This window comes from Nocardia sp. CNY236, from assembly GCF_000482385.1.
In the GTDB taxonomy this organism is placed as follows: domain Bacteria; phylum Actinomycetota; class Actinomycetes; order Mycobacteriales; family Mycobacteriaceae; genus Nocardia.
In genome coordinates, this window is record NZ_AXVD01000002.1 from 80,117 (window position 1) to 102,738 (window position 22,622).

The following is a 22,622-nucleotide window of genomic DNA, read 5'->3' on the forward strand; positions in this document are numbered from 1 at the left end:
CGGGGAAACGGTCGGATCTAGGGCGGCTGTCGGGTGAAGGAACCGCTGTAGTTGACCGGTAGCGGATCCCACGACTCGGCTCCGGGCAGTGGAGTGGGTCGATCCTGTTCGATCGACCAGCCGTGGGTGGTGAACGCTGTACGAATCGCTGTCACATCGGTGAACAGATAGACATGATCCTCGGCGTCGATGTTCGCGACAGTCGACATGAAGCCCGCGCCGCCCGGCCGTACCGACGCTGCCATGTTCGACATCAGCACCTGGGGTTCGTCGACATGTTCCAGTACTTCGCAGCAGATCACACCGTCGAACGTCGGACCGCCCGACAATGTCGCCAGGTCGCCGGCGACCGCATCGGCAACGACCATGCGGAATCGGTTCGGCGCCACCCCCACGATGGCGAGAGCCGACTCGGTGTACGCCAGCGACGCCGGGCTGATATCCACGCCGACATAGGTCACGTCCACGCGCGAATCGAGCACCATCGCGGCCATGAGCCCGTGCCCGACACCCACCTCGAGTACCCGAGAACCCGGTGCGATCCGGGGCAGGAAGTGCTCGGCGAAGAACGCGAGAACTCGGACGTGATTGGGCCACAACACATAGGTCATCGCGAGTCCGTCGAGGTAGTAGCCCAACATTCTCTCGTCGTTCGCGTAGAGGTCGCTCACGAGTTCCGAACTACGCGCTCTCGCGTAGCGCCGGGTCCGCATGAATCGTGTCTGAAGGCGGAGGAAGTCCATCGAGACCGTGGCGAATGCCTCGAACACCCCGTCCAATCCCTCGGGATGCTTCGCGTCGAGGTAGCCCAGCGCCCATTGCGCATGCGACCAAGCCGCGTCATCGCGGGGAAGATGGCGATCGATCAGGCCACCACTGATCAGGGGGTAGGCCCGACCCACTCGGGAGCACACATCGAGTATCTCGTCGCGACACGCAGGGCGAACGGTCACGGATGTACCTCCTGCGTAGCGATGAATTCGACAACGAGGCCGGATCGTCGCTGCACGAACCCGACCTCCCGACGAAAGGCCACCGCGAGGACAGGAGCGCGCAGAAGTATCGCACCACGAGCCAGTTCGCACTCGAGTCGCGCGTGCAGGTCGGGGACGCAGAAACAGAGATGGTCGAGTCCGCCGCCACGCCGCAGCCGAGCCGCGACCGGGGATCCATCGGCCGAGATCGGCGCGACCAGCTCCACCGGAAGTACGCCGTCGGTCTCCAGCAGCGCCACGGTCACCCGTAGTGTGAGGTCCTCGACCGGCTCGACCAGTATTCGAGCGCCCTCGGCCAGCCACCGCGTCAATGCGGGACCCATGCGTGCTACCACATATCCGACGTGATGCAGCGATTCGATCGGCATCGGTGCCCCCGTAGCAGGAGAGCGGCGACGGACAATCCAAGAAGAGGACGGACGATCCGAAAAGAGGCAGCCCGTTCCCGGGCCGACACGCACACAATAGCGAAATCTCATAATACACGAGATCGAAGGCGGCACTCCGAGATCCGGTCCGGCATCCGCAGCAATCGCGCAGGTCGACCAATTGCAGGAATGCCCGCGAGCTTCTATCTTGAAATGAACTATCGGTCGACAGCGCGCGAGGTCGGGAGTATGTCCGACAAGCTGATCGAAATGTTCGCTGCAGGCTTGAAGGTTGACGCTGTACAGCTGAGTGAGGGCACGTCGCCGGAGAACACCGCGCAGTGGGACAGCCTCGCGACGATGACCCTGGTCATGCTGCTCGAAGACAGCTTCGAGGTCACGTTGTCGACACAGGACATCATGCGCATGCATAGTATCGGAGCCGCCCGCGAGATCTTGCGAGCCAAAGGTGTCGGGGGAATCTGAACATGTCCGTCGACCCTGCCGACGTGCTCGTCAGCCAGCGCCGTTGGCTCGCACGGCGCCGGGCTCTGCCCATGGAGCCGACGCTGCGGGTAGGAGTTTCGGCAAGCTTCACAGCACAGCCGCTCGAGACCTTTCTGGGCGCCGGCCTGTTGGACGCAGGCGAAGAGCCGGCATTCGCCTTCGCGGACCACAATCGAATACACCAGGTCTGTTTCGATCCCGACAACACGCTCGGATCGGTCGATCTGGCCGTGTTGTTGTGGCGTATCGAGGACATGTTCACCGCCGCGCTTCATCGATTGCTCGCTGAAGCGGACAACGCGGCGGCCGATTCGATCGTGGCCGACTCCGCACACCTGGGCCACGTGGTGGGTGCGTTCGCACGCACATTCCACCATCCGGTCCTGGTTGGAACTCCGCCGACCATCGCGCCGCTGGGCCTCGACCTCGTGGACAGCTCCGTCACGGTGGACCTCGACCGTGTGCGAGCGGCCGCGTGCGCAGCCTTTCTGGATGCATTGGCCGATTCGCCTGCGCGGATCGTCGATCTCGCCGCCTGGGAGCGATCGCTGGGATTGGCGCATGTGCACGACCCGGTCAAGTGGATCACCTATCGCCAGCCGTACACGACTCGGTTCTGGGCCGTGGTGGGATCCCATCTCACCGATGCCATCGTCAGGGAGAAATCGCCGCCACCCAAGTGCCTGGTGCTCGATGCCGACAATACGCTGTGGGGAGGAGTCGTCGGCGAAGTCGGCCTCGCGGGAATCGAACTGAGCTCCACCTTTCCCGGAATCGCCTTTCAAGAGTTCCAGTGGGTGCTCAAGCGGCTGCACAATCGTGGGGTGCTGCTGGCCGTGGCGAGCAAGAACACCATCGACGACGTACTCGATGTTTTCCGCCACCACGACGAGATGGTGCTCTCGCCAGACGACATTGCCGCCTGGCGCGTCAATTGGTCGCCGAAGTCGCAGAACATCCGCGAGATTGCCGGCGAGCTCAATGTCGGCGAAGACGCACTGGTCCTGATCGACGATTCGGAGTCCGAATTGGGCGAAGTGCGCGCGTGCCTTCCCCGCGTTCGATGTCTGCACGTTCCCGAGGAAATCGCCGAGCTCCCGCTTCTGCTGCCGACCAGCGGACTGTTCCGAAACCTTCGCGTGTCCACCGAGGACCGGCAACGCGCGACGATGCTGCGCTCGGAGCGAGCGCGTAAGGGCGCCACCGCCGGCATGACCCACGAACAGTTCCTCGCCTCGCTCGAGCTCACGGTCTCCTACTTCGCGGTCGAAGACCAACATGTGGGGCGCGTGACACAGCTGATCAACAAAACCAATCAGTTCAACCTCACCACTATCCGGAGAACGGAATCCGACCTTCGCGCGCTGATCGCCTCTGGCAACCACCTGGTCCGCGGGATCCGAGTGTCCGACAGATTCGGAGACTACGGGCTCGTGGGCGTCGTGGTGCTGCGGCGGGTGGACAGCAGCACCTGGGATATCGATACCCTTCTGCTGTCGTGCCGAGTACTCGGCCGAGGACTCGAGACCGCCTTCATCGCTCGGATCGCTGCCGATGCCGGGGCCGCGGGCGCACACCGGATCACCGCACGCTACATCCCCACCGCAAAGAACACCGTGGTCGCCGACCTGTACCCTCGCCATGGCTTCATCGACCGCGGCTCGGGTCGTTTCGACGCAACGATCTCGGCGGTTTCTCCCGTGCCCCCGCATATCACGATCACTCGATAGCAAAATGCCAGTCGTGAAGCTGGCTACTACTCGCCCAGTCCAGCTGGGACAAAGCGGCTCGCGACAAACATCGACCAATGGGTCACGATCGTCGGCGTGATCGAGATGACGGCAGTGGTGGGCGTAGTTGTGGCGGCGATGGGGTTGGTGCTGACCCCGGGGCCGAACATGATGTACCTGGTGTCACGCACCGTGTCGCAAGGCCGACGAGCGGGCTTGGTGTCGCTGGCGGGGGTGGCCGCCGGGTTCGCGGTGTACCTGGTGGCGGCAATCGTAGGCATCACCGCAGTGTTCACGATGGTGCCCGGATTGTATCTCGCGGTGAAGCTCGCCGGTGCGGCCTACCTGGGATGGCTTGCCTGGCAGGCCGTGCGACCCGGAGGTGTCTCGGTGTTCACGCCTGCCACCGTGTCCACCGACCCACGACGACGCCTGTTCACGATGGGACTGGTCACCAACCTGCTGAACCCGAAGATCGCGATCATGTACATGGCGCTGATCCCGCAGTTCGTGACCCCGGAGCATGGCATGGTGTGGCTACAGAGTCTGTACCTGGGTGTGTTGCAGATCGCGGTGGACCTCACCGTGAACGTCCTCATCATCGCAGGCGCGGGTAGCCTGGCGAGCTTCCTTGCCGAGCGGCCGCTGTGGCTGCGTACGCAGCGCTACGTGACCGGCACCCTTCTCGGTGCCACCGCCGCCCTGCTGGCCACCGACTCCAGCCGTCTCGAGTCCCGATCGGTCTGAGCCGATACGCCATTCACAGAACCCACCCACCGCCGCCCTACAAGCCGGACATGCGGTCGGCGACGCCGGGCGGCACCGCGACGGGGGTGGAACGCTCGAACTCGGCGGGCCAACCGCTGGCCGGTCCGGGTGGGTCGGTGCGCAATCGAGCGGCCCGCCAACAGTCACGGCGGCGACCGCGCTGAAGTATGCCGAGGCGGGAGATACCCTCGTAGTGAAATCCAGTGCGGCGCGCGACCGCTGCAGACGCATAATTTCCCACGAAAGCGCGCCAATCGATACGCTCCAGAGCCAACCCCTGGGCATCGAAACCGAAGTCGCAGGCCAGATTCACCGCTTGGGCCATCAAGCCTTGTGAACGCTCGGCGGGAACCAACCAGAACCCGATCTCGGCTGCACTCTCGTCGAGTTCGACCAAACCGATCGTGCCGACGACAGGTCCGTCGGGCTGCAGCCGCACCGCCCAGATCGGCGTACGTGCCGACCACCCGGGGTCGACCTTGCCCTCGATGAAGGTGACGGCACTGTCTCGCATATACGGAACAGGGATGGTGGTCCATTCCCCGATGGACGCATCCTGGCAGCACGCGGTGATGGTGTCCACGTCGCTCATTGTCGGCGGTGACAGCCAAATCGCCCCGTTCGACAACACCTTACGGTCCATGGCGCCATGGTGGCATGGACTGGTGCGCCCAGTCATCCGAATATATTTCGACTGATGAGCAGATCGGTCAATCCACGGTTTCGGCTCATCGCAACCAATAGCGACCAGCTGGAAACCTCGTCGCACCCCGCCGGCCACCACCGGCGGGGTGCGACCACCGGTTGGGTTACCAGTTACCGGTGGACGATCCCAGACCTGGGTTACCGGTCGAGGAGCCGAGGCCCCAGTCCGGTGTCGAGGAGCCCAACCCCCAACTTTCGATCATCTCGTTGGCTACGTGCCGGAAAAATCCCAATGCATGCCCGGCGACCTCCGACGCGGCCGGATTCGCAATGAGGTCGAGATAGGAGGCCATTTACGCCCCTTTCGAGATATCCGCGAACGGCGGATGGTGTGAGGTAAAACACGGCGAGACTAGCTGACATCCAGAAAACGGGCAACCATGCGGGTAAGCGCACTGAACGAATGTGAAACGTTTGCATTCGCTATTAGATAGCAATACTGCGCGCTGGGAAGTAGCGCACAGCTAGTCTTCGGATATGCCCGCCCACTCGCAGATCGCCGCCCGCCTGCGCCCGTTCGCCTCGACGATTTTCGGTGAGATGACCGAACTCGCCGTACGGCATCATGCGATCAACCTGGGCCAGGGAGTTCCGGACGCCGATGGCCCGTCGGGCATGCTCGACGTCGCGCAACGCGCTATTGCCCAGGGCCTCAACCAGTATCCACCCGGTCGCGGCATGCCGGTCCTGCGCGAGGCCGTGGCGGCCGATCGCGCCCGCCGCTATGGAACTCACTACGATCCCAACACGCAGGTGCTGGTCACAGTGGGCGCTACCGAGGCGATCGCGGCCGCCGTGCTCGGATTGGTCGAGCCCGGCCAGGAGGTCGCGCTGATCGAGCCCTACTACGACTCGTATGCCGCTGCCGTGGCGATGGCCGGCGCGCGACGGCGTACGGCCAGAATGGTCACTGATGGCGACGGTTTCGTACTCGATGTGGACAGCCTGCGGTCGGCGATCACCCCGAACACCCGGATGCTGGTCGTGAACTCGCCACACAACCCGACCGGCGCGGTATTGGGAAAGGTCGATCTGCAAGCGATCGCCGACATCGCCTGTGAGCGCGACATCCTGGTACTCACCGACGAAGTCTACGAACGCCTGGTCTACGACGAGGCCGAGCACGTCAGCCTGGCTACGCTACCGGGAATGAGTGGGCGCACGATCGTGGTGTCCAGTGCCGGAAAGACCTTCAGTGCCACTGGGTGGAAGATCGGATGGGCGTGCGGGCCCGCCGAATTGATCGATGGCGTGCTCGCGGCCAAGCAGTTTCTGACCTTCGTGGGTGGCGGCCCGTTCCAACCTGCGGTAGCGCACGCGCTCGACCATGAAGCAGAGTGGGTCGCTGACCAGCGGGATACGTTGTCCGCGAAACGAATACGGCTGTCGGCGGCACTGGCCGAAGCTGGGCTTCGGGTACTGCGCAGTGCGGGCGGGTATTACGTCTGCGCCGACATCACCCCACTCGGCGACGGCGACGGTCTGGCATTCTGCCGCGAGCTGCCGAAACGACTCGGTGTCGCGGCAGTGCCGGTCAGTGTGCTCACCGACGATACCGCCGCGTGGGATCACCTGGTTCGTTTCGCATTCTGTAAGCGCGCCTCCACCCTCGACGAGGGCGTCCGCCGCTTGCGAGCTGGTGAGGTGACCCAGCAAACACTGTCGTAAGCTGTCAAGGTTTGCTGGCAGGGTATCCCGCATGGTTACGCAATACCACACAGCAACTACCCTGGACGGATACATCGCCGATACGAACAATTCGCTCGGTTGGCTGTTCGACGTGGAGGGCGCCGCAGAAGCGGATGCCGGGTTCACCGAGTTCTTCGGGCAGGTCGGTGCCATGTGCATGGGGGCGACCACCTATGAGTGGGTCATGGCCAACCAACCACCCGAGACATGGCACACGATGTACGGCGATCTTCCGTGCTGGGTGTTCACCCACCGAGATCTGCCCACCATGCTTGGTGCGAACCTACGCTTCGTCTCGGGAACAGTCGAGCCGGTACACGCCGAAATGGCCACTGCGGCGGGTGATCGCAATATCTGGATCGTTGGAGGCGGCGAACTGGCAGGGCAGTTCGCCGACGCGGGGTTGCTCGACGAGGTCGATGTGAGCGTGGCTCCGGTGACCCTCGGCGCCGGCGCTCCGTTGTTACCACGACGCATCTCGGCTGCCCGCATGCACTTGGCCGGTGTCACGCAGTCCGGCCAGTTCGCCGAGCTGCGCTACCGCCTCACTCGGCCTGCCGCCGAGGAGTGAACGCCCACGCGACTCGCATCCGGTCGAGGGGTCGGATGCGAGTCGCCCGAGCTATCGGGACTCAGCGATCGCGGCGGGCGCGCACGGCATCGGCCAGGAGATGCAGTTGCCGCTCGGTGGTCTGCCAATCCAGGCACGCGTCGGTGATGGACATCCCGTAGGTGGACTCGTTCGCGCGGCCGAGAGTGAGGTCCTGGCGACCCGCGACCAGGAAGCTCTCCAACATCACGCCCACCACACCGGCCTCGCCCGCGGCCAATCGGCGCCCGATATCGGCGACCACCTCGACCTGTTTGGCGTGGTCCTTGTTGCTGTTGCCGTGGCTGGCGTCCACCACGATCCGCTGCGGCAACGAGGCTTTCTCCAGCCGTAGACACGCCTCGGCCACCGAGGCCTCATCGTAGTTCGGGCCTTTACTGCCGCCCCGCAGAATCACGTGACAATCCGGGTTGCCGGTGGTGCGGATCAGTGCCGAACGACCATCCAGGTCTATGCCCGGGAAGACATGACTCGCCGCCGCGGCCCGCACGCCGTCCACCGCTACCTGGACATCGCCGTCGGTACCGTTCTTGATGCCGACCGGCATCGACAGCGCACTGCTGAGTTGCCGGTGCACCTGACTTGCCGCGGTGCGAGCTCCGATCGCGCCGTAGGACACCAGATCCGCGATGTATTGCGGGGTGATCGGATCCAGGAATTCACAAGCCACCGGGAGCCCGAGCCCGGTGATATCGACCAGCAATTCCCGGGCAATACCCAGACCAGTGTTGACATCGAATGAACCGTCCAGATGCGGGTCGTTGATCAGGCCTTTCCAGCCCAGGCTGGTGCGCGGCTTCTCGAAGTAGACCCGCATCACCACGTGCAACCGATCGTGGAGCTGCGTGGCCGTGGCCGCCAGCAGGCGCGCGTACTCTCCTGCCGCCGCGGGGTCGTGCACGGAGCACGGGCCGACGATCACCATGAGGCGATCGTCGGCGCCGTTCAACACGTCGATGGTGGCTTGGCGTCCGGTGCGGACCGTCTCGGCGAGCGTATCGGTGATCGGATGTGCGTGGCGCACCTCGGCCGGCGAGCGGAGCGGGCTGATGGTGCGAGTGCGTCGATCATCCAAATCGGAATGCCGCGCGTCGATCTCGGCTGCGGTTGTCATCTCGTGGGTTTCCTTTGTCTGGGGGCCGACCCACGGAAGCGATACCGTCGAGCCGGTCCATGATCCGGCTCGGGCGGAAGTCGTCAGCTCATGTGGCCGCAGACCAGCCCACCCAGGGCCGGCTTGCTAAACCAGAAATACACGCGCTGCACGTCGGGCACAGTACCAGCCCGAGACCATTCGATGCACACCAGACGCCGGGGCGCACCGATCACCGATGCCTCGCGCAGCGCAGGCCTCACTGAGAGGGTGACCGCTAACCCCACTGACCAGGCACGTACGCGCCAGCCGGCTCACGCGCGATGACGTTCATCCGGTTCCAGGCGTTGATCGTGGCAATGGCCGCGATCAACGCCGCGACCTGGTCGTCGTCGTAGTGCTCACGCACCTGCTGCCAGGCCTCGTCGCTGACGAACCGGCCGTCACCGATACGGGTGGCTTCCTCGGTGAGCGCCAGCGCCGCCCGCTCGGCCGGCGTGAAAACCGTCGCCTCGTGCCAGGCCGCGACCATATTGAGCCGCACGGATGTCTCGCCGGCGTGCGCGGCGTCCTTGGTATGCATATCGGTGCAATAGCCGCAACCATTGATCTGACTGGCACGAATCTTCACCAACTCGAAGGTGGCGCCAGGGAGAGTGGAGTTGTCTATCACCCTGGTTGCCATATTGAGTCGCTTGACGAAGCTGGCTGCGACGGCGTTGGCGTGCAGGTCGATCCGGCGTTCCATGATGTCCGTCCTTTGCTGTCTCGATCGGGTCGTCACCAGTGGGGTGGTGACCGCTAACCCCACTGACCAGGCACGTACGCGCCAGCCGGCTCACGCGCGACAAGGTACATCCGGTTCCAGGCGTTGATCGTGGCAATGGCCGCGATCAACGCCGCGACCTGGTCGTCGTCGTAGTGCTCACGCACCTGCTGCCAGGCCTCGTCGCTGACGAACCGGCCGTCACCGATACGGGTGGCTTCCTCGGTGAGCGCCAGCGCCGCCCGCTCGGCCGGCGTGAAAACCGTCGCCTCGTGCCAGGCCGCGACCATATTGAGCCGCACGGATGTCTCGCCGGCGTGCGCGGCGTCAACCAGAGGCATAAAAGAGCAACACCCACAAACATTGATCTGACTGGCACGAATCTTCACCAGTTCCCATGTGGCGGCGGGCAATGCGGAGTCCTTGATCACCCTGGTTGCCATATTGAGTCGCTTGAGGAAGCTCCCTGCGACGGCGTTGGCGTGCAGGTCCATCCGGCGTTCCATGATGTCCGTCCTTTGCTGTCTCGATCGGGTTCATCGACAAGACGAGACAGCGCACAGATCTGTGACAGCACGGTCGACGAGAGCGATCGGATCCACGCACCGCTCAGTGCACACAGTGCGGAACGAACACCTACGCCCACCTAGGCCGAAAAACACCTAGGCCGAACGAACAGCTAGGCCGAACGAACAGCTAGGAGTTGAACGAATAGACGACGCCGGTCAGTTTCTCCGACAGCTCCCACAGCTCGCCGGCGAGCTGCTCGTCCTTGGATGCCTTCGACGAGTTCGCTGGCCCTGGCGCCCCCCGCATGCCGCCGAACCCGGTTGGCCCGTAGTAGCCGCCCGGCTCGACGTCGGCGGTCGCAGCATACAGTGTCGGCAGCGCTCCCATGGCTGCACTTTGGGCCATCAGCCGGTTACTCACCGCCAGGATCTTGTCCTGGATCGTCTCCGTATGCGACTGCAACTCGGTGGCCGCGTAGCCGGGGTGCACGGCCACCGAGATCTTCGGCACACCCGCTGCGGTCAATCTGCGTTGCAGTTCGCGAGCGAACAGCAGATTGGCCAACTTGGCCTGCGCATAGGCCGACCATCTCTGATACTTGCGCCGCTCCCAGTTGAGGTCGTCCATGTCGATCTCGCCCATCTGGTGGGCGTAGCTCGAGACGGTGACGATCCGCTCGGAGATCTTGTCCAACAGCCATCCGGTGAGCGCGAAATGGCCGAGATGGTTCGTGCCGATCTGCATTTCGAACCCATTGACGGTGCGCCTCTCGGGCAGTGCCATCACACCCGCGTTGTTGATCAGCACATCTGCCCGGTCGGCCCCCTCGGCAAACTCCCGGACCGAGGCCAGGTCCGCCAAGTCGAGCTCCCGCACGCGTGCGCGCCCGCCGAGTTCCGCGGCCACCTGCTCACCCTTGGCCACACTGCGACACGCGAGCACCACATCCGCTCCGGCCGTGGCCAGCGCGCGGACCGTTTCCGCTCCCAGCCCGCCATTGCCCCCGGTCACAATGAATGTCCGACCGGTTTGGTCACCGATCTCCGACCTACCCCACCTGCTCATGCGCTCGAGTCTAGTCCCCGTACCCAGCCGGCACAGCTCATGGCAGAACTGGAAATCCCAGCTCAACACCCGCCCGAGGTGCGACGCCGGGTGGGCTGCGACGACCCGACGACCCGACGACCCGACGACCCGACGAACCGACGACGCACCGGCGATTCCCGCATCCAGGCGGCCGTTCGACATCGAGATGGCATCGAGATATAGGGTTGCCTAACCTATCCAAGGACCTTCGGTTCGAGCTACTGGGAGGCAACCGTGACTTCCGCATCTACCCCATCGACTACGCCGAACGACGGCCAGGCCCCATTTCCCGCAGGTTATGTCCCAGTTCCCGCGGACATGGCCGCGAAGTATCGCGCCGCGGGGTACTGGACGGGACGACCACTCGGAGATCTGCTGCGCAGCAGCGCCCGGCGGTATCCGCTGCGTCCAGCACTGCTGGACACCGCGGATACCGCCGCGGTGCACACCTATGCCGAACTCGATGCCGCAGTGGATCGGACGGCTCGTGGACTCCTCGCGCTCGGTATCGCACCCGGTGACCGAGTCGTGGTCCAGCTACCGAACGTTCCCGAGTTCGTCACCGTCCTGTTCGGATTGCTGCGCGCCGGGATCGTCCCCGTGCTGAGTCTGCCCGCACACCGTCGGGCCGAAGTCGAGCATCTGGCGCAGCTCTCGCGAGCGGTCGGCTACATCGTGGCGGACCGGGTGAACGATTTCGACTATCGCGAGCTGGCCAGGAGCGTGCAGGCCACGGTGCCCAGCCTGCGACATGTGCTGGTACATGGTGACCCAGGCCCCTTCGTCGACCTGACCTCGATCCCGCGCGAGGCGGGCGAGCTCCCCGAGGTCGATCCGAACACCATTGCCCTGATGCTGGTCTCCGGTGGCACCACCGGCCTACCCAAGCTGATCGCCCGCACGCACGACGACTACGCCTACAACGCAACCGCGAGTGCCGAAGTGTGTGCGATGACCGAAAACGACGTCTACCTGGCAACTCTGCCGGCTGCGCACAATTTTCCGCTGGCCTGCCCGGGCATCCTCGGCACGATCGCCGTCGGCGGCGCGGTCGTACTCCTCGGCGACCCGAGTCCGGAAACCGCATTCGCGGCGATCGAGCGGTATCGAGTCACCTGTACCGCAGTGGTACCGCCGCTGGCCCAGCTGTGGTGCGCGGCGACCGAATGGGAGGAGGCCGACACGAGCTCACTGCGCCTGGTGCAGGTGGGCGGCGCGCGATTGGCCGAAATCAACGCACGAGAAGTGACGCCGTCCTTGGGCGCGACCCTGCAGCAAGTGTTCGGAATGGCCGAGGGACTACTCAACTACACCCGACTCGACGACCCGGTCGAGCTGATCCATGGCAGTCAGGGCACGCCACTGTCACCGGCCGACGAGATCCGCGTGGTGGACTCCTCCGGTGTCGACGTCGTGCCCGGCGCCGAAGGCGAACTGCTGACCAGGGGCCCGTACACGATTCGCGGCTACTACGACGCGCCCGAACACAATGCGCGAGCATTCACTCCGGACGGCTTCTACCGCACCGGTGATCTCGTCCGCCGCCTACCCAGTGGTCACCTCGTGGTATCCGGTCGGATCAAGGACGTGATCAACCGGGGTGGCGAAAACATCTCCTGCGACGAACTCGAAGAGCATCTGCTCACTCACCCCGCGGTCCGACACGCCGCCGTGGTGGGATTGCCGGACCCCGCGCTCGGGGAGAAGGTCTGTGCCGTCCTCGTCGTGGACGACGAGATGCCGTCGCTACCCGAGATCAAAACCTTCCTCGCCGACCGCGGCCTGGCCACATACAAGCTGCCCGACATTCTGCGCCGCAGCGACGAACTGCCGGTAACCGCCGTGGGCAAGATAGACAAGAAAGCGCTGCGCGCCATGCGCTGACCCGAGGAGCACGCGTCGGCCGTATCAGGCCTTCACCACATACGGCGCGACGCTGCCCAACTTCTCGCAGGTTTCTTCGAACTCCCGTTCCGGATGGGACTGACCAACGATGCCGGCGCCGGCGCGAAGCCACGCTCCCGTGGTGTCCTGATACACCGCGCGCAGCACGAGAGTCGCCTCCAGTGCGCCGCTCGGGGAAGCGACGAGCACCGCGCCGGAGTACAGACCGCGGGAATCGTGGTCGAGCCGGAACACCGAGTCGATGCCCGCGCGCTTGGGAATTCCCGAGGCCGTGACCGATGGGAACAGCGCCTCCAGCACGTCCCAGCTGGATCGATCGGCAGCCAGCCGCCCACGTACCGTGGACGCCAAGTGCTGCACACTGCCGCGCTCGCGCACGGCCATGAAATCGGACACCGCGGGCGTGCCGGGGTCCGCGACCGACGTAATCTCCGCGAAGGCGGTCTGCACCGAGATCGCGTGTTCCACAATCTCTTTCGGGTCGGCGACCAGATCGGCTCTTGCCGCTCGGTCGGCTGCCGTACCACGGCCGAAGGCGCGGGTACCGGCCAATGGCTCGGTGGTCACCATGCGTTCGTCGTCCACGGATGCCACCAGTTCGGGACTGAAACCCGCCGCCTCGAGGCCGCCGAGCCGCAGCAGAAAAGACCGCGCCGGAGTGTTGTGCGCCCGACCGAGCCGATAGGTGGCCGGAACGTCGACCGCGAACGGCAGTTCGACCTTTCTGGACAAGATGACCTTCTGGTACCGCCCGGCCCGAATTTCGCCGATCGCCTCGGCCACCCGGCTGCGATACCCGGTCGGGTCGGCACGGACGTCGATCGGATGCGCCTGCGGCAGTTGCGCGGTCTGCGACCGCGCGACCAGATCATGGAGATCGGCGGTCTCTTCTGGAGTCGCGCCGGAGACCCGGACACCGAATTCACCGACTCGCACCTCGATGCGCGGAACCATCAGATGTGCCAACGCCGTTCGTGCCGGCACATGCCCTGTTGCCTCGAAAGCCCAAGCGCAGAACTCGAATCCGATCCAACCGTAGGCACTTCGCCCGTCGAGAGGAAGCATGCCGAGCGCGCGATCGATCACCGCCGCCGGATTGCCCGCCCAGCTGCTGGCCGTGGTACGGCCATCCCAGGTCACCCGCAGTTCCCGTGCGTCCAGTTCGATACCCCCAAGGGGATCGGCGGCGAAAACCCATTCCCCCGGGCGCTCGTAGATGACGTATTCGCCGTATCGATCCGCACCCGCCAGCACCGACATCGCTGCCGCCGGATCGGTCACATACTCAACTCGTAGGCGTTCCGTAGTCGACAACGATCCTCCAAAGGTTACCCTGACCTAACCAACCAAGTAAGGTTAGCATTACCTGAATCACCTCCAGGCTCTGCCTACGCCGCGAATCACGGCCGCGCCCGCAGGGCGAAACAGAACTCGACGCGCCGAGTACCTGCGCAGAATCCACCCGACGGGATTGAATAGCGGTGCACGGCACCTGTCTGCGGAGGGAAGAACATCGATGATCGGTCACCGCGGAAACTCACCCACAACCACCCGCTCCGAGCCCGAACCACACTCGGTGGTGGCGTTGATCGATGCCGCCACCCGCGTGGAGCGCGAACTCGTCGGCAGCTGGCTGGCCGGCGGTGGTATCGGCCACGAAGTCGGCGTCGACGCACCGGTCACTCAAGTGGACTTGACACAGGAGGCTGTCGCCGCCCGCCTCGTCGGCAGACGTGACGATCCACTGGTGGTGCCCGTGCGCGTGCTGTGGCTGCCGCGCGAACGCGACGGCGTACGCCGAGTCACCTTCACCGACCTGGCGCTGCTGACCAACCCACGCAGGCCCCACCGAGTGGCGCAACGCAGGGTCGTCGCCAAGTACCCGGATCGCCATCGAGTGCTGACCGGTGCACCCGCCCGCCTCAGCGAACTACGCGCCAACAATCCCGAAGCATCGGCGCTGTTCGGCAAAGGTTCCGCAGAACCCTTCGCCCGTGCCGTTGTGCGCGCCGCCGTCGTAGCACTCGAGCGGGCCGAGCGCACGGTTATCGGCGACCGGTACAAGGTGCCACGCCTGGTGACCGAAGAAATTCTGGACTCGACCGATGTCCAGCGCAGACTCGAGTTGGTAGCCGACCGGATCGAGGCGAGTCCGCACGAGGTGTTTCGGCGCGCGGAGAAATCGCTCAACGAAGTCGTCGCAGCCCAGAGCAGGCTGGTTTCCGACCTGTTCACCCGAGCGATGCGCCCGGTGCACGCCTCGGCCTGGAACGTGGACTCGGATGAGTCCGGCCTGATCGCCCTACGCGACCTCAACCGCCGGTTCCCGCTGGTGTTCCTGCCGTCACACCGCTCGTATGTCGATCCGTTCGTTCTCGGGGATGTGCTGGCCCACGACGACTTTCCACCCAACCATGTGATCGGCGGGGCCAACCTGAGCTTCTGGCCCATGGGTCCGATCGCGCGGCGGACCGGGACGGTGTTCATCCGGCGCAGCTTCGGTGACGACGAGGTGTACAAAGCAGTGGTCGAAGAGTACATCGTCTACCTGCTGACCAAACGGTTCAATCTAGAGTGGTATTTCGAGGGCGGTCGCACCCGCACCGGCAAACTACGCCCACCTCGATACGGGTTGTTGAACTACTTGGCCGCGGCGATCCGGTCGAATCGGGTCGACGACATCATGTTGGTCCCGGTCTCGATCACCTACGAACGACTCAACGAACTCGGTGCCATCGCCACCGAACAGGTGGGTGGTGAAAAGAAGCCCGAGGGCCTGACGTGGCTTGCCCGCTATGTCCGCAGTCAACAGCACTCGGCCGGGCAGGTGTATGTGCGTTTCGGCAATCCTTTGTCGGTGCGTGACCGGCTGTCTGCACACGGCGATCCACTCGTCACCCCGCCAGTGACCATCCCATTACACCAGGTAGAGCCGACACCACCGGGTCCCGGCGAAGCCGACACCGTCGGCAGTGCGACACCGAACACCTCCGATGTGGAGCGCAGGGCGGTGCAACGGCTGGCTTTCGAAGTCGCCGTCGGCATCAACGCGGTGACACCGATCACGGTCAACGCGTTGGTCACGCTGGCTCTGCTGGGTATCCAGGGCCGGGCCCTCACTCTCGGAGAAGTGCGCACCACACTCGCGCCGGTGCTCGGCTACATCGACCAGCGGGATTTGCCGGGCGGTAAACTCGACGCTCTGCGTGACGAGCAAGGACTGGCCGTCGTGCTGGAACAACTCGCCCTGGCCAAAGTGGTCACTGTGTACCGCGGTGGGGTCGAGCCGGTGTATTCGATCGTTCCCGGCGCGCACCTCGAAGCCGCGTTCTACCGCAACAGCGCCGTGCACTGGTTCGTCAACCGCGCCATCCTCGAGCTCGCCGTCCTCGCAGCGGTCGACAGCGGAGCCGCCGACGCATTGCGAACCGGGTGGGACGAGGCATACAGGTTGCGCGACCTGCTCAAGTTCGAGTTCTTCTTCCCCGAGCGTGGGGAGTTCGCCGACCAGATGGGCGCAGAGATGCTGCTGGTGGATCCGGACTGGTACAGCCGCACGCGCCGGGACACTCTCGGCTCGGATATCCTGGCGAAGCTCAGTGCCACAGGATTCATGATGGCCCATAGGGTATTGCGGTCGTTCATCGACGCACAGCTGGTGGTCGCCGAACGACTCGCGGCTCACGACCCCGTCGACGCCATCGACCGTGCGGCCTTCATCACCGAATGTGTCTCGGTCGGCAAACAGATGATGTTGCAGCAGCGGCTGCACAGTCCGGAATCGGTTTCGACCGAGCTGTTCACCGGCGCCCTGGAGCTCGCCGACAACTACCGCCTGCTGGAAAGGGTGCCACAGGACGCAGCGGAACTGCGCACGGAATTGATCCAGCGCAGAAGGAAATTCGCCGAGCGCCTGCGTCGGGTCGGAATGCATATCGGTCGCGCCGCCGCACTCGACCCGTCCAACAGGGAGCCATGGTGAGCGGGCGGTACCGACGAGCACGCACGTCGAGAGCTTCGATGACCAGCGCATACACCGACCTGCAGACGATGGTCGCGGCCATTCGTTCCGGTCGACAAGGCGCCACCGTCGCCGCAATCTTCGACTTCGGCGGGGCACTGATCGACCGACCACGCCCACGGCATCGGCCACACCGCCGGCACACACCGGCCGACGTGCTGGTCGAAAGCATGCACAACAGCAGGACCGAGGCCGAATATCGCCGTATCCTCCAACTCCTGTCGGCCACACTGGCCGGGCGCACCGAGCACGAGGTGGACGAGCTGAGCCGCCGCATCTTCCAGCGCACTGTATACGGATACCTGTATCCCGAAGCGTGGCGGCTGATCCGGTCCCACCGAGCCGCTGGGCATACGGTGGTGTTGATCAGCTCGCTCACCCGGTTCCATATCTCGCCCGCAGCTGCGCACCTGGGCATCGAGCACGTGTGTTGCACGCCGATGGCGACCCACGACGGGATACTCACCGGATCCCCCAGCGCGACGACACTGTGGGGCCACGGGAAGCGCGACGCGGTGACATCCTTCGCCGCCGCGCACGCCATCGAGCTCGAACACAGCTACGCCTACGCTGGGACCGTCGCCGACGAACCCATGCTGTCGGTTGTCGGGCGCCCCGTGGTGGTGAACCCGGACGACGCCCTGGCCGAGGTCGCCGATCGGCGGCAGTGGAAGCGATTGGCGTTTCATCCGCGTCGGCCGCCACGGGCACGTGACTACGCCCGCACCGCGGCGGGGTTCGTCGGACTGTTCGGCGGTGCGTTCGTCGGCGTGGCGTCGAAGGCGCTCACCGGAAACAGACAGCACATGGCCGACGCACTGATGGTGCACGCGGCCGGCTATGCACTACGCGCGACAGGGGTGCGCGTGCGGGTCACCGGAGCCGAGCATGCGATGTCACCTCGACCCGCGGTATTTCTGTTCAATCACCAGAGTCAGTTCGACATCGTGGTCCTTCCCGCAGCACTCGGCGGGGGCATGACCGGTATCGGTAAACGGGAACTGACCAAGAATCCGGTCTTCGGGCCGCTGTTGCGTTTCGTCGGGCTGACGTTCATCGATCGCGCGAACACCGCGCACGCCAAGGCGGCATTACAGCCCGTGGTCGACACCCTGCGTGCCGGGCTGTCGATCGTGGTGTCCCCAGAAGGAACACGGTCCTATACCCCCGAGGTCGGACCCTTCAAGAAGGGCGCATTCCATATCGCGATCCAAGCCGAGGTACCGGTGATCCCGGTCGTGATTCGCAACGCGGGCGAGATCTGCTGGCGTAACGCCATGGTCGCCCGGCGCGGGACAGTGGACGTGGCGATCCTCGACCCCATCGACGTCAGTGGATGGGACCCAGCCGACATGGACGACCGCGTCGCAAAGGTGCGACAACTGTTCCTGGACACACTGCTGGATTGGCCACGGTGAAAAGCGTGTGCAGGCCGTTCACGCCGAGCGGCCGAACAGCAACTTCCACGGCATCAGTGCCGACTCGAGCTGCACGGTGAAGCTCATCTTGGATGCGCCCTCGGTGCGTTCCTCGAAGCGAATCGGGACCTCGGCGATGGCGAAGCCTTTCCTGATCGCCCGGTAGTTCATCTCGACCTGAAAGGAGTAGCCGTTGCTCCGGATGGACGCCACGTCGATGGCGCGCAGGGTATCGGCGTGCCATGCCTTGAAGCCCGCGGTGGCGTCCTTGACGCCCAAGCGGAGAACGAGGTTGACGTAGAAGTTCGCCCAGGCCGACAACGCCTTGCGATACCACTTCCAGTCCGCCGCGGTCGAGCCGCCGGGAACGTAGCGCGAGCCGAGAACCGCGCCGGCGTCGGTGGTCGACAATGTCTCCAGCATGATGGGGATGACTTCGGCGGGATGCGACAGGTCGGCGTCCATCTGGATGATCACGTCCGCGCCCTCGTCCAATGCGCGTGTGATGCCAGCGACGTAGGCGCGGCCGAGCCCGTCTTTCTCGGTGCGGTGCAGCACGCCGAGCACGTTCGGCGATTCGGCCGCCAACTTGTCGGCGACCTCGCCCGTCCCATCCGGCGAACTGTCGTCGACGACGAGCACGTGCAGGTCGGACACCGGCAACGCGGTGAGCCGGTCCACCACAACCGGTAGATTCTCCCGCTCGTTGTAGGTCGGCACAACAACGGTAACCCTCAAGGGTCGCCCTCCCTGCAGATCCTGGTATCGCTCGCAGCCCACACACCAGGACCACCGAGCTTTCATCGAGTTCTGGAAGACGGTACTCGATGCCCCCGACCTCGGGCCGAGCGGCCGCACCCCATCGTCAGCCGGTGCAAGGCGACCGGCTACGCAGCCCGATACGTTGAGTGCCGCATTTCGGCGAAGCCGTGATTTCGCACTCAGTCTCCGTCTCGCCAGGCCCGATCTCGAGCGTCCTCACGTTCTGTGCGGATCCGAGCAATTTCCAAAGCGCGCTCCGCGGTCGCCCGGTCCGGATACGGTCCCATGCGGTCACGGAACCAGCACTGTCGCCCACGCTCGGCCCGACTGTGTCTCAAGCAGTAATACCAGCGCTCAGCCATAGCTCCAGCATCCCACCGAAAATCGAGGGTGACATCGAAACAATGGGCGCGGCGCACCAACCGTGGTATTCCAAGTAACCGAGACTCGTCCGCCTTGCCAGGCCCTAATCGAACATGGATCGACCGGCGGACCACGATATCCGTTTCGCCACATGTGATTTCCGGTCGACATGTCCGCGGCATCGGCACGTGCGATCACATTGTCACGCGCCTACGTCCACCCAGCGACTCGGGCACGACCCAACGTTTCCAGCGTCGCGTACTCAGCCCAGCGCCTCTGGATCTCATGGTCCTCAGCGGGACATTGCCGCATCCTGTCGGCCTCATCGGCCAGCTCATCCAGGGTGCCGGTCCAACCGTCCATGTGCAGGCGGTGGCCATCGGCAGTGCGATAGAGCGTAGCGGTGACCGATGAGTTGCCGATCCGGTCGAGCGTGAACACGTCCCCAGGGGTCCTCAGCTCCGCGCCCTCGGACACCCGCGCGTCCCCGAACACCAGCGCGTCCCCGAACACCAGCGCGTCCCCGAACACCAGCGCGTCCCCGAACACCAGCGCGTCTCCGAACACCTCGGCGGCTTGGCCCACCCCCGCGCGCCCGAACACCCGTGCATTACCGGACACCAGTGCGTCCTCGCTCACCCCTGCGCGCCCGTACACCCAGGCGCTCTCGCCCACCCCCGCGTCCCCGCTCACCCACGCCCGTCCGAACACCCGCGCGTCCTCGGAAACTTCGGCGTGCATACCCAGCTCGGCGTTCCCGAACACCCGAGCGGAACCGGATACCCACGCACGCCCGCTCACCCATGCGTTCCCGTACACCTGGGCGTTCTCGTACACTCGTGCGTCCCCGTCCACACATGCGGTCTCGTACACACATGCGTCTCCGGCCAACCACGCGTGCCCGGTCAGATTGCGCTCGTGCTCCACCCAGCCGCCCAGGTCCCCGGCACGCACCTGCTGGTGGGGCAAGTCCATGACCGCGCGTGTACGGCGCAGGGTGCGCCCGTCGACGACACGGATCTCATCGGTCAACTCGTAATGCATCGCACGGATCCCTCTTCCGTGATGTAAGGTGCTCAGCTCCGCCACCTGCACATAGGGCGTCGGCCTCGATCTTGGTCACGACATACTGCTCCGACACCGTACTGCCCTGTCAGAGCCGGGAAGCAACAGAGCCCGTCCACTCCAAGACCGAGGCAACAGCGACCAACAAGCTCGAAGGCGCCTGGAGAAGGCAGGCATGCGCCGCCGCTAGCAGATGCTGGCGGCGGCCTCGTCACCGAGTAGGGCAGGTATGAGCGGAACCTCCGGTATGCGATGGCGACCGCAACAAGCCAGCGAACCTCACTGCGGAAGCAGAATCGGTATGACGAGGGCCTTGCCGATGCTGTATCCGGTTCCTACCGCAGACCCCACCGCCAGCAGGTTCAACCCCGCCGCAACCAGATTTGACCGTGCACGCGCGGCATCCACTGAATGCACGGCATCATCAAGCGCAACAGCCCGAAGGTATATGCGGCGAGATAGACTCCCGAGAAGACATTCACGATGCCGGCCCTCGCATCCTGGTGGTCGAAATCGGTAGGGCGAGGGTAGTCTCGTGCACTGGCGATGCGAAGAACAGCACGGCCATGACCGTGACGGCCGCAAGACCGCGACCCGCACGGCTCAGTCGTTGTCACGGCGCCACTGTTGCGCTTCGATCCGGTTCAACACCGCCCACATCGCTGCGAGCGCTTCTGCCCGAAAAGGCTTCTCGTTGGTCAGCCGGTCTCGTAGAACGAGTTGCCTGACAGCTATATATGCAGTCCGCATGTGGCTCCCGAAGTTGGGATCATGGCCGCACGGCCACCGCACGCCCATCCCGCGTACGTATCTCCACCGCCGGCTGGTCGTCTCGCCGAGCGCGCACGATCCCGAACGCGAGCCCAGCCTCGTCGATCGGCGCCACCGTCGACTCCAGTGTCGAGGTGATCGCGAGCTCGGTCGCGTCCAATGCCGCCATGCCCGTCACCGAGAACCAGCCCTCCTCCTGGTCACCGTCACTCGAAGGCCAGCCGAACCATGAACGCGACACGTTGTACAGCGGGCGGTGTCCGGTGTCGGCTTCCCGCTGCCGGACCCGGCGTGGGGTACCGCAGATGTAGTCCGGCGGAATCCACTCGCCGGCGCGGTCGACCACGAATACCGTGAAGCGCTTGTCGTCGCTTTGTAGGAGGACCGCGACCACATCCGGTCGTGTGGCAACGGCTACTGGGGTAAGGCTAGGGTCGAAGTCGATGACCCGCTGCCGCGCGATCTCGACAGCAGGATGTGCCAGACCAGCGTCCACGGTCGTCACCTTCTCCTCGTCGGGTCTGTGCAACCTAGCACGCTAGGATCACCTGGTCGCTGTTGTCTTCCACGTCCATGTCGTTGCCGTGCTCGGCCCACAGGATCGCCTGCGTGTGATACCCGTACAGCCGGCCGGCGGTGGAGCACTCCGAGAAGAAATTCTCGGACTTCTCGGCCTGGGTGGGGTCTTTGTCGCCCGCTATGGCTTGCAGGTAGTACTGGTCGCGTTCCAGGTCGTGGCGCCACAAGATCACCTCGATGTGCCGCCGTGACGGCCCGGTCGGTGTGCAGTGCACGGAGTACCCGAAACCGATCGGCGCGCTGGCCGCGTTGGCCGCCTTGTATGGCCCTCCCGCTTCAATGAAGCAGGTCACATGGTGGGCCACCGGGATCACGGGCTGCGCCTGCGCGGTGGGTGCGGCTATAGCGATGGCAGCGACGCCCGCGGCGGCGAGATGAGTGATGTTCATTCTTGTCCTTCGTCGATTGCTATGTCGGCGCGTTCTTTTGGCTCACCGGTCCAGCCGTCTGCGAACACCGGCGACCAGGACCCATCACGCCACTGCACCCATCCCTGCGGCTCGTCGTCCGGGGCGATCAACGGACGTACCGTTCGACGCGCTGGTCGGGCACGATCACACCGGCAGCGACGAGCGTCCCGTAAGCGTCACGCTTGTCCGGGCAATCGCTGACGCTGCACGGGGCGTGGAATCGCATAACGTGATGGGCGATGTCGACCGTCATCCGGTCGGTGACCGGCTCTTGCGGTGGATCTGCCTTGGCGATGACTGCCGGTAGCGCGTACACGATGATGAGCAGTACGGCGACCGCGCCTGTTACGACGAGCACCGATACGTGATCCGTCATCCAAATCCCCTGCGACGTTGGACTAGTGGGTACCACCCGGCGTCGGGGAGGACGCTCACACCCGACGCCGGGGGCTGATTCCGACGTTAAGTTCTGCCAACGCGCTGATTGTTCGATGATTGTTC

24 protein-coding genes are annotated in these 22,622 nt (G+C 64.7%); 8 read left to right on the forward strand and 16 right to left on the reverse strand.

From position 1 onward, the window contains the following. Window positions 1-17: 17 nt before the first annotated feature. Together K940_RS0102165 and K940_RS32820 are read right to left on the reverse strand one after the other, a co-directional pair. Entirely contained in the window at window positions 18-953 is a 936-nt protein-coding gene (locus K940_RS0102165) for a bifunctional 2-polyprenyl-6-hydroxyphenol methylase/3-demethylubiquinol 3-O-methyltransferase UbiG (RefSeq protein ID WP_028476164.1), read from the reverse strand. After that, window positions 950-1,363: a VOC family protein gene (locus K940_RS32820; RefSeq protein WP_051406803.1), complete on the reverse strand. Its 414-nt coding sequence runs from the start codon at window positions 1,361-1,363 to the stop codon at window positions 950-952. The genes K940_RS0102165 and K940_RS32820 overlap by 4 nt, the downstream gene beginning before the upstream one ends. A gap of 249 nt (window positions 1,364-1,612) precedes the next feature. Here K940_RS32820 and K940_RS32825 point away from each other — a divergent pair, with 249 nt between their 5' ends. From K940_RS32825 to K940_RS0102185, 3 genes are all read left to right on the forward strand, one after another. Next, a complete protein-coding gene (locus K940_RS32825; protein WP_028476165.1) occupies window positions 1,613-1,849 on the forward strand; it encodes an acyl carrier protein in 237 nt (78 codons plus the stop codon). A gap of 2 nt (window positions 1,850-1,851) precedes the next feature. Next, window positions 1,852-3,600, forward strand: a complete 1,749-nt coding sequence (locus tag K940_RS30640) for an HAD family hydrolase (protein WP_051406805.1) — start codon at window positions 1,852-1,854, stop codon at window positions 3,598-3,600. 96 nt (window positions 3,601-3,696) lie between these two features. After that, a complete protein-coding gene (locus K940_RS0102185) occupies window positions 3,697-4,347 on the forward strand; it encodes a LysE family translocator (protein WP_028476166.1) in 651 nt (216 codons plus the stop codon). 37 nt (window positions 4,348-4,384) lie between these two features. Here K940_RS0102185 and K940_RS26680 read toward each other — a convergent pair whose 3' ends face one another. Together K940_RS26680 and K940_RS0102195 are read right to left on the reverse strand one after the other, a co-directional pair. Continuing rightward, window positions 4,385-5,011 (reverse strand): GNAT family N-acetyltransferase, encoded by a 627-nt coding sequence (locus tag K940_RS26680; RefSeq protein WP_051406827.1) that lies wholly within the window; start codon window positions 5,009-5,011, stop codon window positions 4,385-4,387. A gap of 166 nt (window positions 5,012-5,177) precedes the next feature. Next, window positions 5,178-5,366 carry a hypothetical protein gene (locus K940_RS0102195; protein ID WP_028476167.1) on the reverse strand — a complete coding sequence of 63 codons (189 nt, stop codon included), beginning with the start codon at window positions 5,364-5,366 and terminating at the stop codon, window positions 5,178-5,180. A gap of 184 nt (window positions 5,367-5,550) precedes the next feature. Between K940_RS0102195 and K940_RS0102200 the strand changes: the two genes are divergently transcribed. Both K940_RS0102200 and K940_RS0102205 read left to right on the forward strand, forming a co-directional pair. Continuing rightward, complete coding sequence (locus K940_RS0102200; RefSeq protein WP_028476168.1) at window positions 5,551-6,741, forward strand: pyridoxal phosphate-dependent aminotransferase; 1,191 nt, start codon at window positions 5,551-5,553, stop codon at window positions 6,739-6,741. A gap of 31 nt (window positions 6,742-6,772) precedes the next feature. Further along, window positions 6,773-7,333, forward strand: coding sequence for a dihydrofolate reductase family protein (locus tag K940_RS0102205; RefSeq protein ID WP_028476169.1), 561 nt, complete (start codon window positions 6,773-6,775; stop codon window positions 7,331-7,333). A 61-nt stretch (window positions 7,334-7,394) separates the two neighbouring features. On the opposite strand, the gene K940_RS0102210 is transcribed toward K940_RS0102205, so the two are convergent. The 4 genes from K940_RS0102210 to K940_RS0102225 all read right to left on the reverse strand — a co-directional run bounded on the left by K940_RS0102210 (window position 7,395) and on the right by K940_RS0102225 (window position 10,806). Further along, on the reverse strand, window positions 7,395-8,486 hold the full coding sequence (locus tag K940_RS0102210) for a 3-deoxy-7-phosphoheptulonate synthase (protein ID WP_028476170.1): 1,092 nt from the start codon (window positions 8,484-8,486) through the stop codon (window positions 7,395-7,397). 256 nt (window positions 8,487-8,742) lie between these two features. Next, complete coding sequence (locus K940_RS0102215) at window positions 8,743-9,213, reverse strand: carboxymuconolactone decarboxylase family protein (RefSeq protein WP_028476171.1); 471 nt, start codon at window positions 9,211-9,213, stop codon at window positions 8,743-8,745. 53 nt (window positions 9,214-9,266) lie between these two features. Next, window positions 9,267-9,737: a carboxymuconolactone decarboxylase family protein gene (locus K940_RS0102220; RefSeq protein WP_028476172.1), complete on the reverse strand. Its 471-nt coding sequence runs from the start codon at window positions 9,735-9,737 to the stop codon at window positions 9,267-9,269. 190 nt (window positions 9,738-9,927) lie between these two features. Beyond that, the gene (locus tag K940_RS0102225; protein WP_028476173.1) at window positions 9,928-10,806 is read right to left on the reverse strand and encodes an oxidoreductase; all 879 of its coding nucleotides are present in this window, start codon (window positions 10,804-10,806) and stop codon (window positions 9,928-9,930) included. Window positions 10,807-11,145: 339 nt separating this feature from the next. Between K940_RS0102225 and K940_RS0102230 the strand changes: the two genes are divergently transcribed. After that, window positions 11,146-12,711 carry a (2,3-dihydroxybenzoyl)adenylate synthase gene (locus K940_RS0102230; protein WP_051406806.1) on the forward strand — a complete coding sequence of 522 codons (1,566 nt, stop codon included), beginning with the start codon at window positions 11,146-11,148 and terminating at the stop codon, window positions 12,709-12,711. A 24-nt stretch (window positions 12,712-12,735) separates the two neighbouring features. On the opposite strand, the gene K940_RS0102235 is transcribed toward K940_RS0102230, so the two are convergent. Further along, window positions 12,736-14,046: a salicylate synthase gene (locus K940_RS0102235; RefSeq protein ID WP_028476175.1), complete on the reverse strand. Its 1,311-nt coding sequence runs from the start codon at window positions 14,044-14,046 to the stop codon at window positions 12,736-12,738. A 202-nt stretch (window positions 14,047-14,248) separates the two neighbouring features. Here K940_RS0102235 and K940_RS0102240 point away from each other — a divergent pair, with 202 nt between their 5' ends. Continuing rightward, on the forward strand, window positions 14,249-16,714 hold the full coding sequence (locus K940_RS0102240) for a glycerol-3-phosphate 1-O-acyltransferase (RefSeq protein WP_028476176.1): 2,466 nt from the start codon (window positions 14,249-14,251) through the stop codon (window positions 16,712-16,714). A gap of 38 nt (window positions 16,715-16,752) precedes the next feature. Then, the gene (locus tag K940_RS0102245; RefSeq protein ID WP_028476177.1) at window positions 16,753-18,171 is read left to right on the forward strand and encodes an HAD-IB family hydrolase; all 1,419 of its coding nucleotides are present in this window, start codon (window positions 16,753-16,755) and stop codon (window positions 18,169-18,171) included. Between the two features lie 18 nt (window positions 18,172-18,189). Here the strand turns inward: K940_RS0102245 and K940_RS0102250 are convergent, their stop codons facing one another. From K940_RS0102250 to K940_RS0102285, 7 genes are all read right to left on the reverse strand, one after another. Then, on the reverse strand, window positions 18,190-18,891 hold the full coding sequence (locus K940_RS0102250; RefSeq protein WP_036527276.1) for a polyprenol monophosphomannose synthase: 702 nt from the start codon (window positions 18,889-18,891) through the stop codon (window positions 18,190-18,192). 615 nt (window positions 18,892-19,506) lie between these two features. Continuing rightward, window positions 19,507-20,340, reverse strand: coding sequence for a hypothetical protein (locus tag K940_RS26685; RefSeq protein ID WP_036527350.1), 834 nt, complete (start codon window positions 20,338-20,340; stop codon window positions 19,507-19,509). A 624-nt stretch (window positions 20,341-20,964) separates the two neighbouring features. Next, a complete protein-coding gene (locus K940_RS32180; protein ID WP_155980721.1) occupies window positions 20,965-21,111 on the reverse strand; it encodes a hypothetical protein in 147 nt (48 codons plus the stop codon). Window positions 21,112-21,130: 19 nt separating this feature from the next. Continuing rightward, window positions 21,131-21,661, reverse strand: coding sequence for a hypothetical protein (locus tag K940_RS0102270; RefSeq protein WP_036527278.1), 531 nt, complete (start codon window positions 21,659-21,661; stop codon window positions 21,131-21,133). Between the two features lies 1 nt (window position 21,662). Further along, window positions 21,663-22,100, reverse strand: a complete 438-nt coding sequence (locus tag K940_RS0102275) for a hypothetical protein (protein ID WP_028476180.1) — start codon at window positions 22,098-22,100, stop codon at window positions 21,663-21,665. After that, the gene (locus K940_RS33890) at window positions 22,097-22,231 is read right to left on the reverse strand and encodes a hypothetical protein (protein WP_255342571.1); all 135 of its coding nucleotides are present in this window, start codon (window positions 22,229-22,231) and stop codon (window positions 22,097-22,099) included. The genes K940_RS0102275 and K940_RS33890 overlap by 4 nt, the downstream gene beginning before the upstream one ends. Beyond that, a complete protein-coding gene (locus K940_RS0102285) occupies window positions 22,228-22,497 on the reverse strand; it encodes a hypothetical protein (protein ID WP_028476181.1) in 270 nt (89 codons plus the stop codon). Before K940_RS0102285 ends, K940_RS33890 begins: the two co-directional genes overlap by 4 nt. Window positions 22,498-22,622: the final 125 nt, after the last annotated feature.

Excerpts from the sequence above, each read along its gene's own strand:
- K940_RS32820 (WP_051406803.1), bottom strand. The coding sequence starts at position 1,363 with ATGCCGATCGAATCGCTGCATCACGTCGGATATGTGGTAGCACGCATG.
- K940_RS32825 (WP_028476165.1), top strand. The coding sequence starts at position 1,613 with ATGTCCGACAAGCTGATCGAAATGTTCGCTGCAGGCTTGAAGGTTGAC.
- K940_RS30640 (WP_051406805.1), top strand. The coding sequence starts at position 1,852 with ATGTCCGTCGACCCTGCCGACGTGCTCGTCAGCCAGCGCCGTTGGCTC.
- K940_RS26680 (WP_051406827.1), bottom strand. The coding sequence starts at position 5,011 with ATGGACCGTAAGGTGTTGTCGAACGGGGCGATTTGGCTGTCACCGCCG.
- K940_RS0102195 (WP_028476167.1), bottom strand. The coding sequence starts at position 5,366 with ATGGCCTCCTATCTCGACCTCATTGCGAATCCGGCCGCGTCGGAGGTC.
- K940_RS0102200 (WP_028476168.1), top strand. The coding sequence starts at position 5,551 with ATGCCCGCCCACTCGCAGATCGCCGCCCGCCTGCGCCCGTTCGCCTCG.
- K940_RS0102205 (WP_028476169.1), top strand. The coding sequence starts at position 6,773 with ATGGTTACGCAATACCACACAGCAACTACCCTGGACGGATACATCGCC.
- K940_RS0102210 (WP_028476170.1), bottom strand. The coding sequence starts at position 8,486 with ATGACAACCGCAGCCGAGATCGACGCGCGGCATTCCGATTTGGATGAT.
- K940_RS0102215 (WP_028476171.1), bottom strand. The coding sequence starts at position 9,213 with ATGGAACGCCGGATCGACCTGCACGCCAACGCCGTCGCAGCCAGCTTC.
- K940_RS0102220 (WP_028476172.1), bottom strand. The coding sequence starts at position 9,737 with ATGGAACGCCGGATGGACCTGCACGCCAACGCCGTCGCAGGGAGCTTC.
- K940_RS0102225 (WP_028476173.1), bottom strand. The coding sequence starts at position 10,806 with ATGAGCAGGTGGGGTAGGTCGGAGATCGGTGACCAAACCGGTCGGACA.
- K940_RS0102230 (WP_051406806.1), top strand. The coding sequence starts at position 11,146 with ATGGCCGCGAAGTATCGCGCCGCGGGGTACTGGACGGGACGACCACTC.
- K940_RS0102240 (WP_028476176.1), top strand. The coding sequence starts at position 14,249 with ATGATCGGTCACCGCGGAAACTCACCCACAACCACCCGCTCCGAGCCC.
- K940_RS0102245 (WP_028476177.1), top strand. The coding sequence starts at position 16,753 with ATGACCAGCGCATACACCGACCTGCAGACGATGGTCGCGGCCATTCGT.
- K940_RS26685 (WP_036527350.1), bottom strand. The coding sequence starts at position 20,340 with ATGCATTACGAGTTGACCGATGAGATCCGTGTCGTCGACGGGCGCACC.
- K940_RS32180 (WP_155980721.1), bottom strand. The coding sequence starts at position 21,111 with ATGCGGACTGCATATATAGCTGTCAGGCAACTCGTTCTACGAGACCGG.
- K940_RS0102275 (WP_028476180.1), bottom strand. The coding sequence starts at position 22,100 with ATGAACATCACTCATCTCGCCGCCGCGGGCGTCGCTGCCATCGCTATA.
- K940_RS0102285 (WP_028476181.1), bottom strand. The coding sequence starts at position 22,497 with ATGACGGATCACGTATCGGTGCTCGTCGTAACAGGCGCGGTCGCCGTA.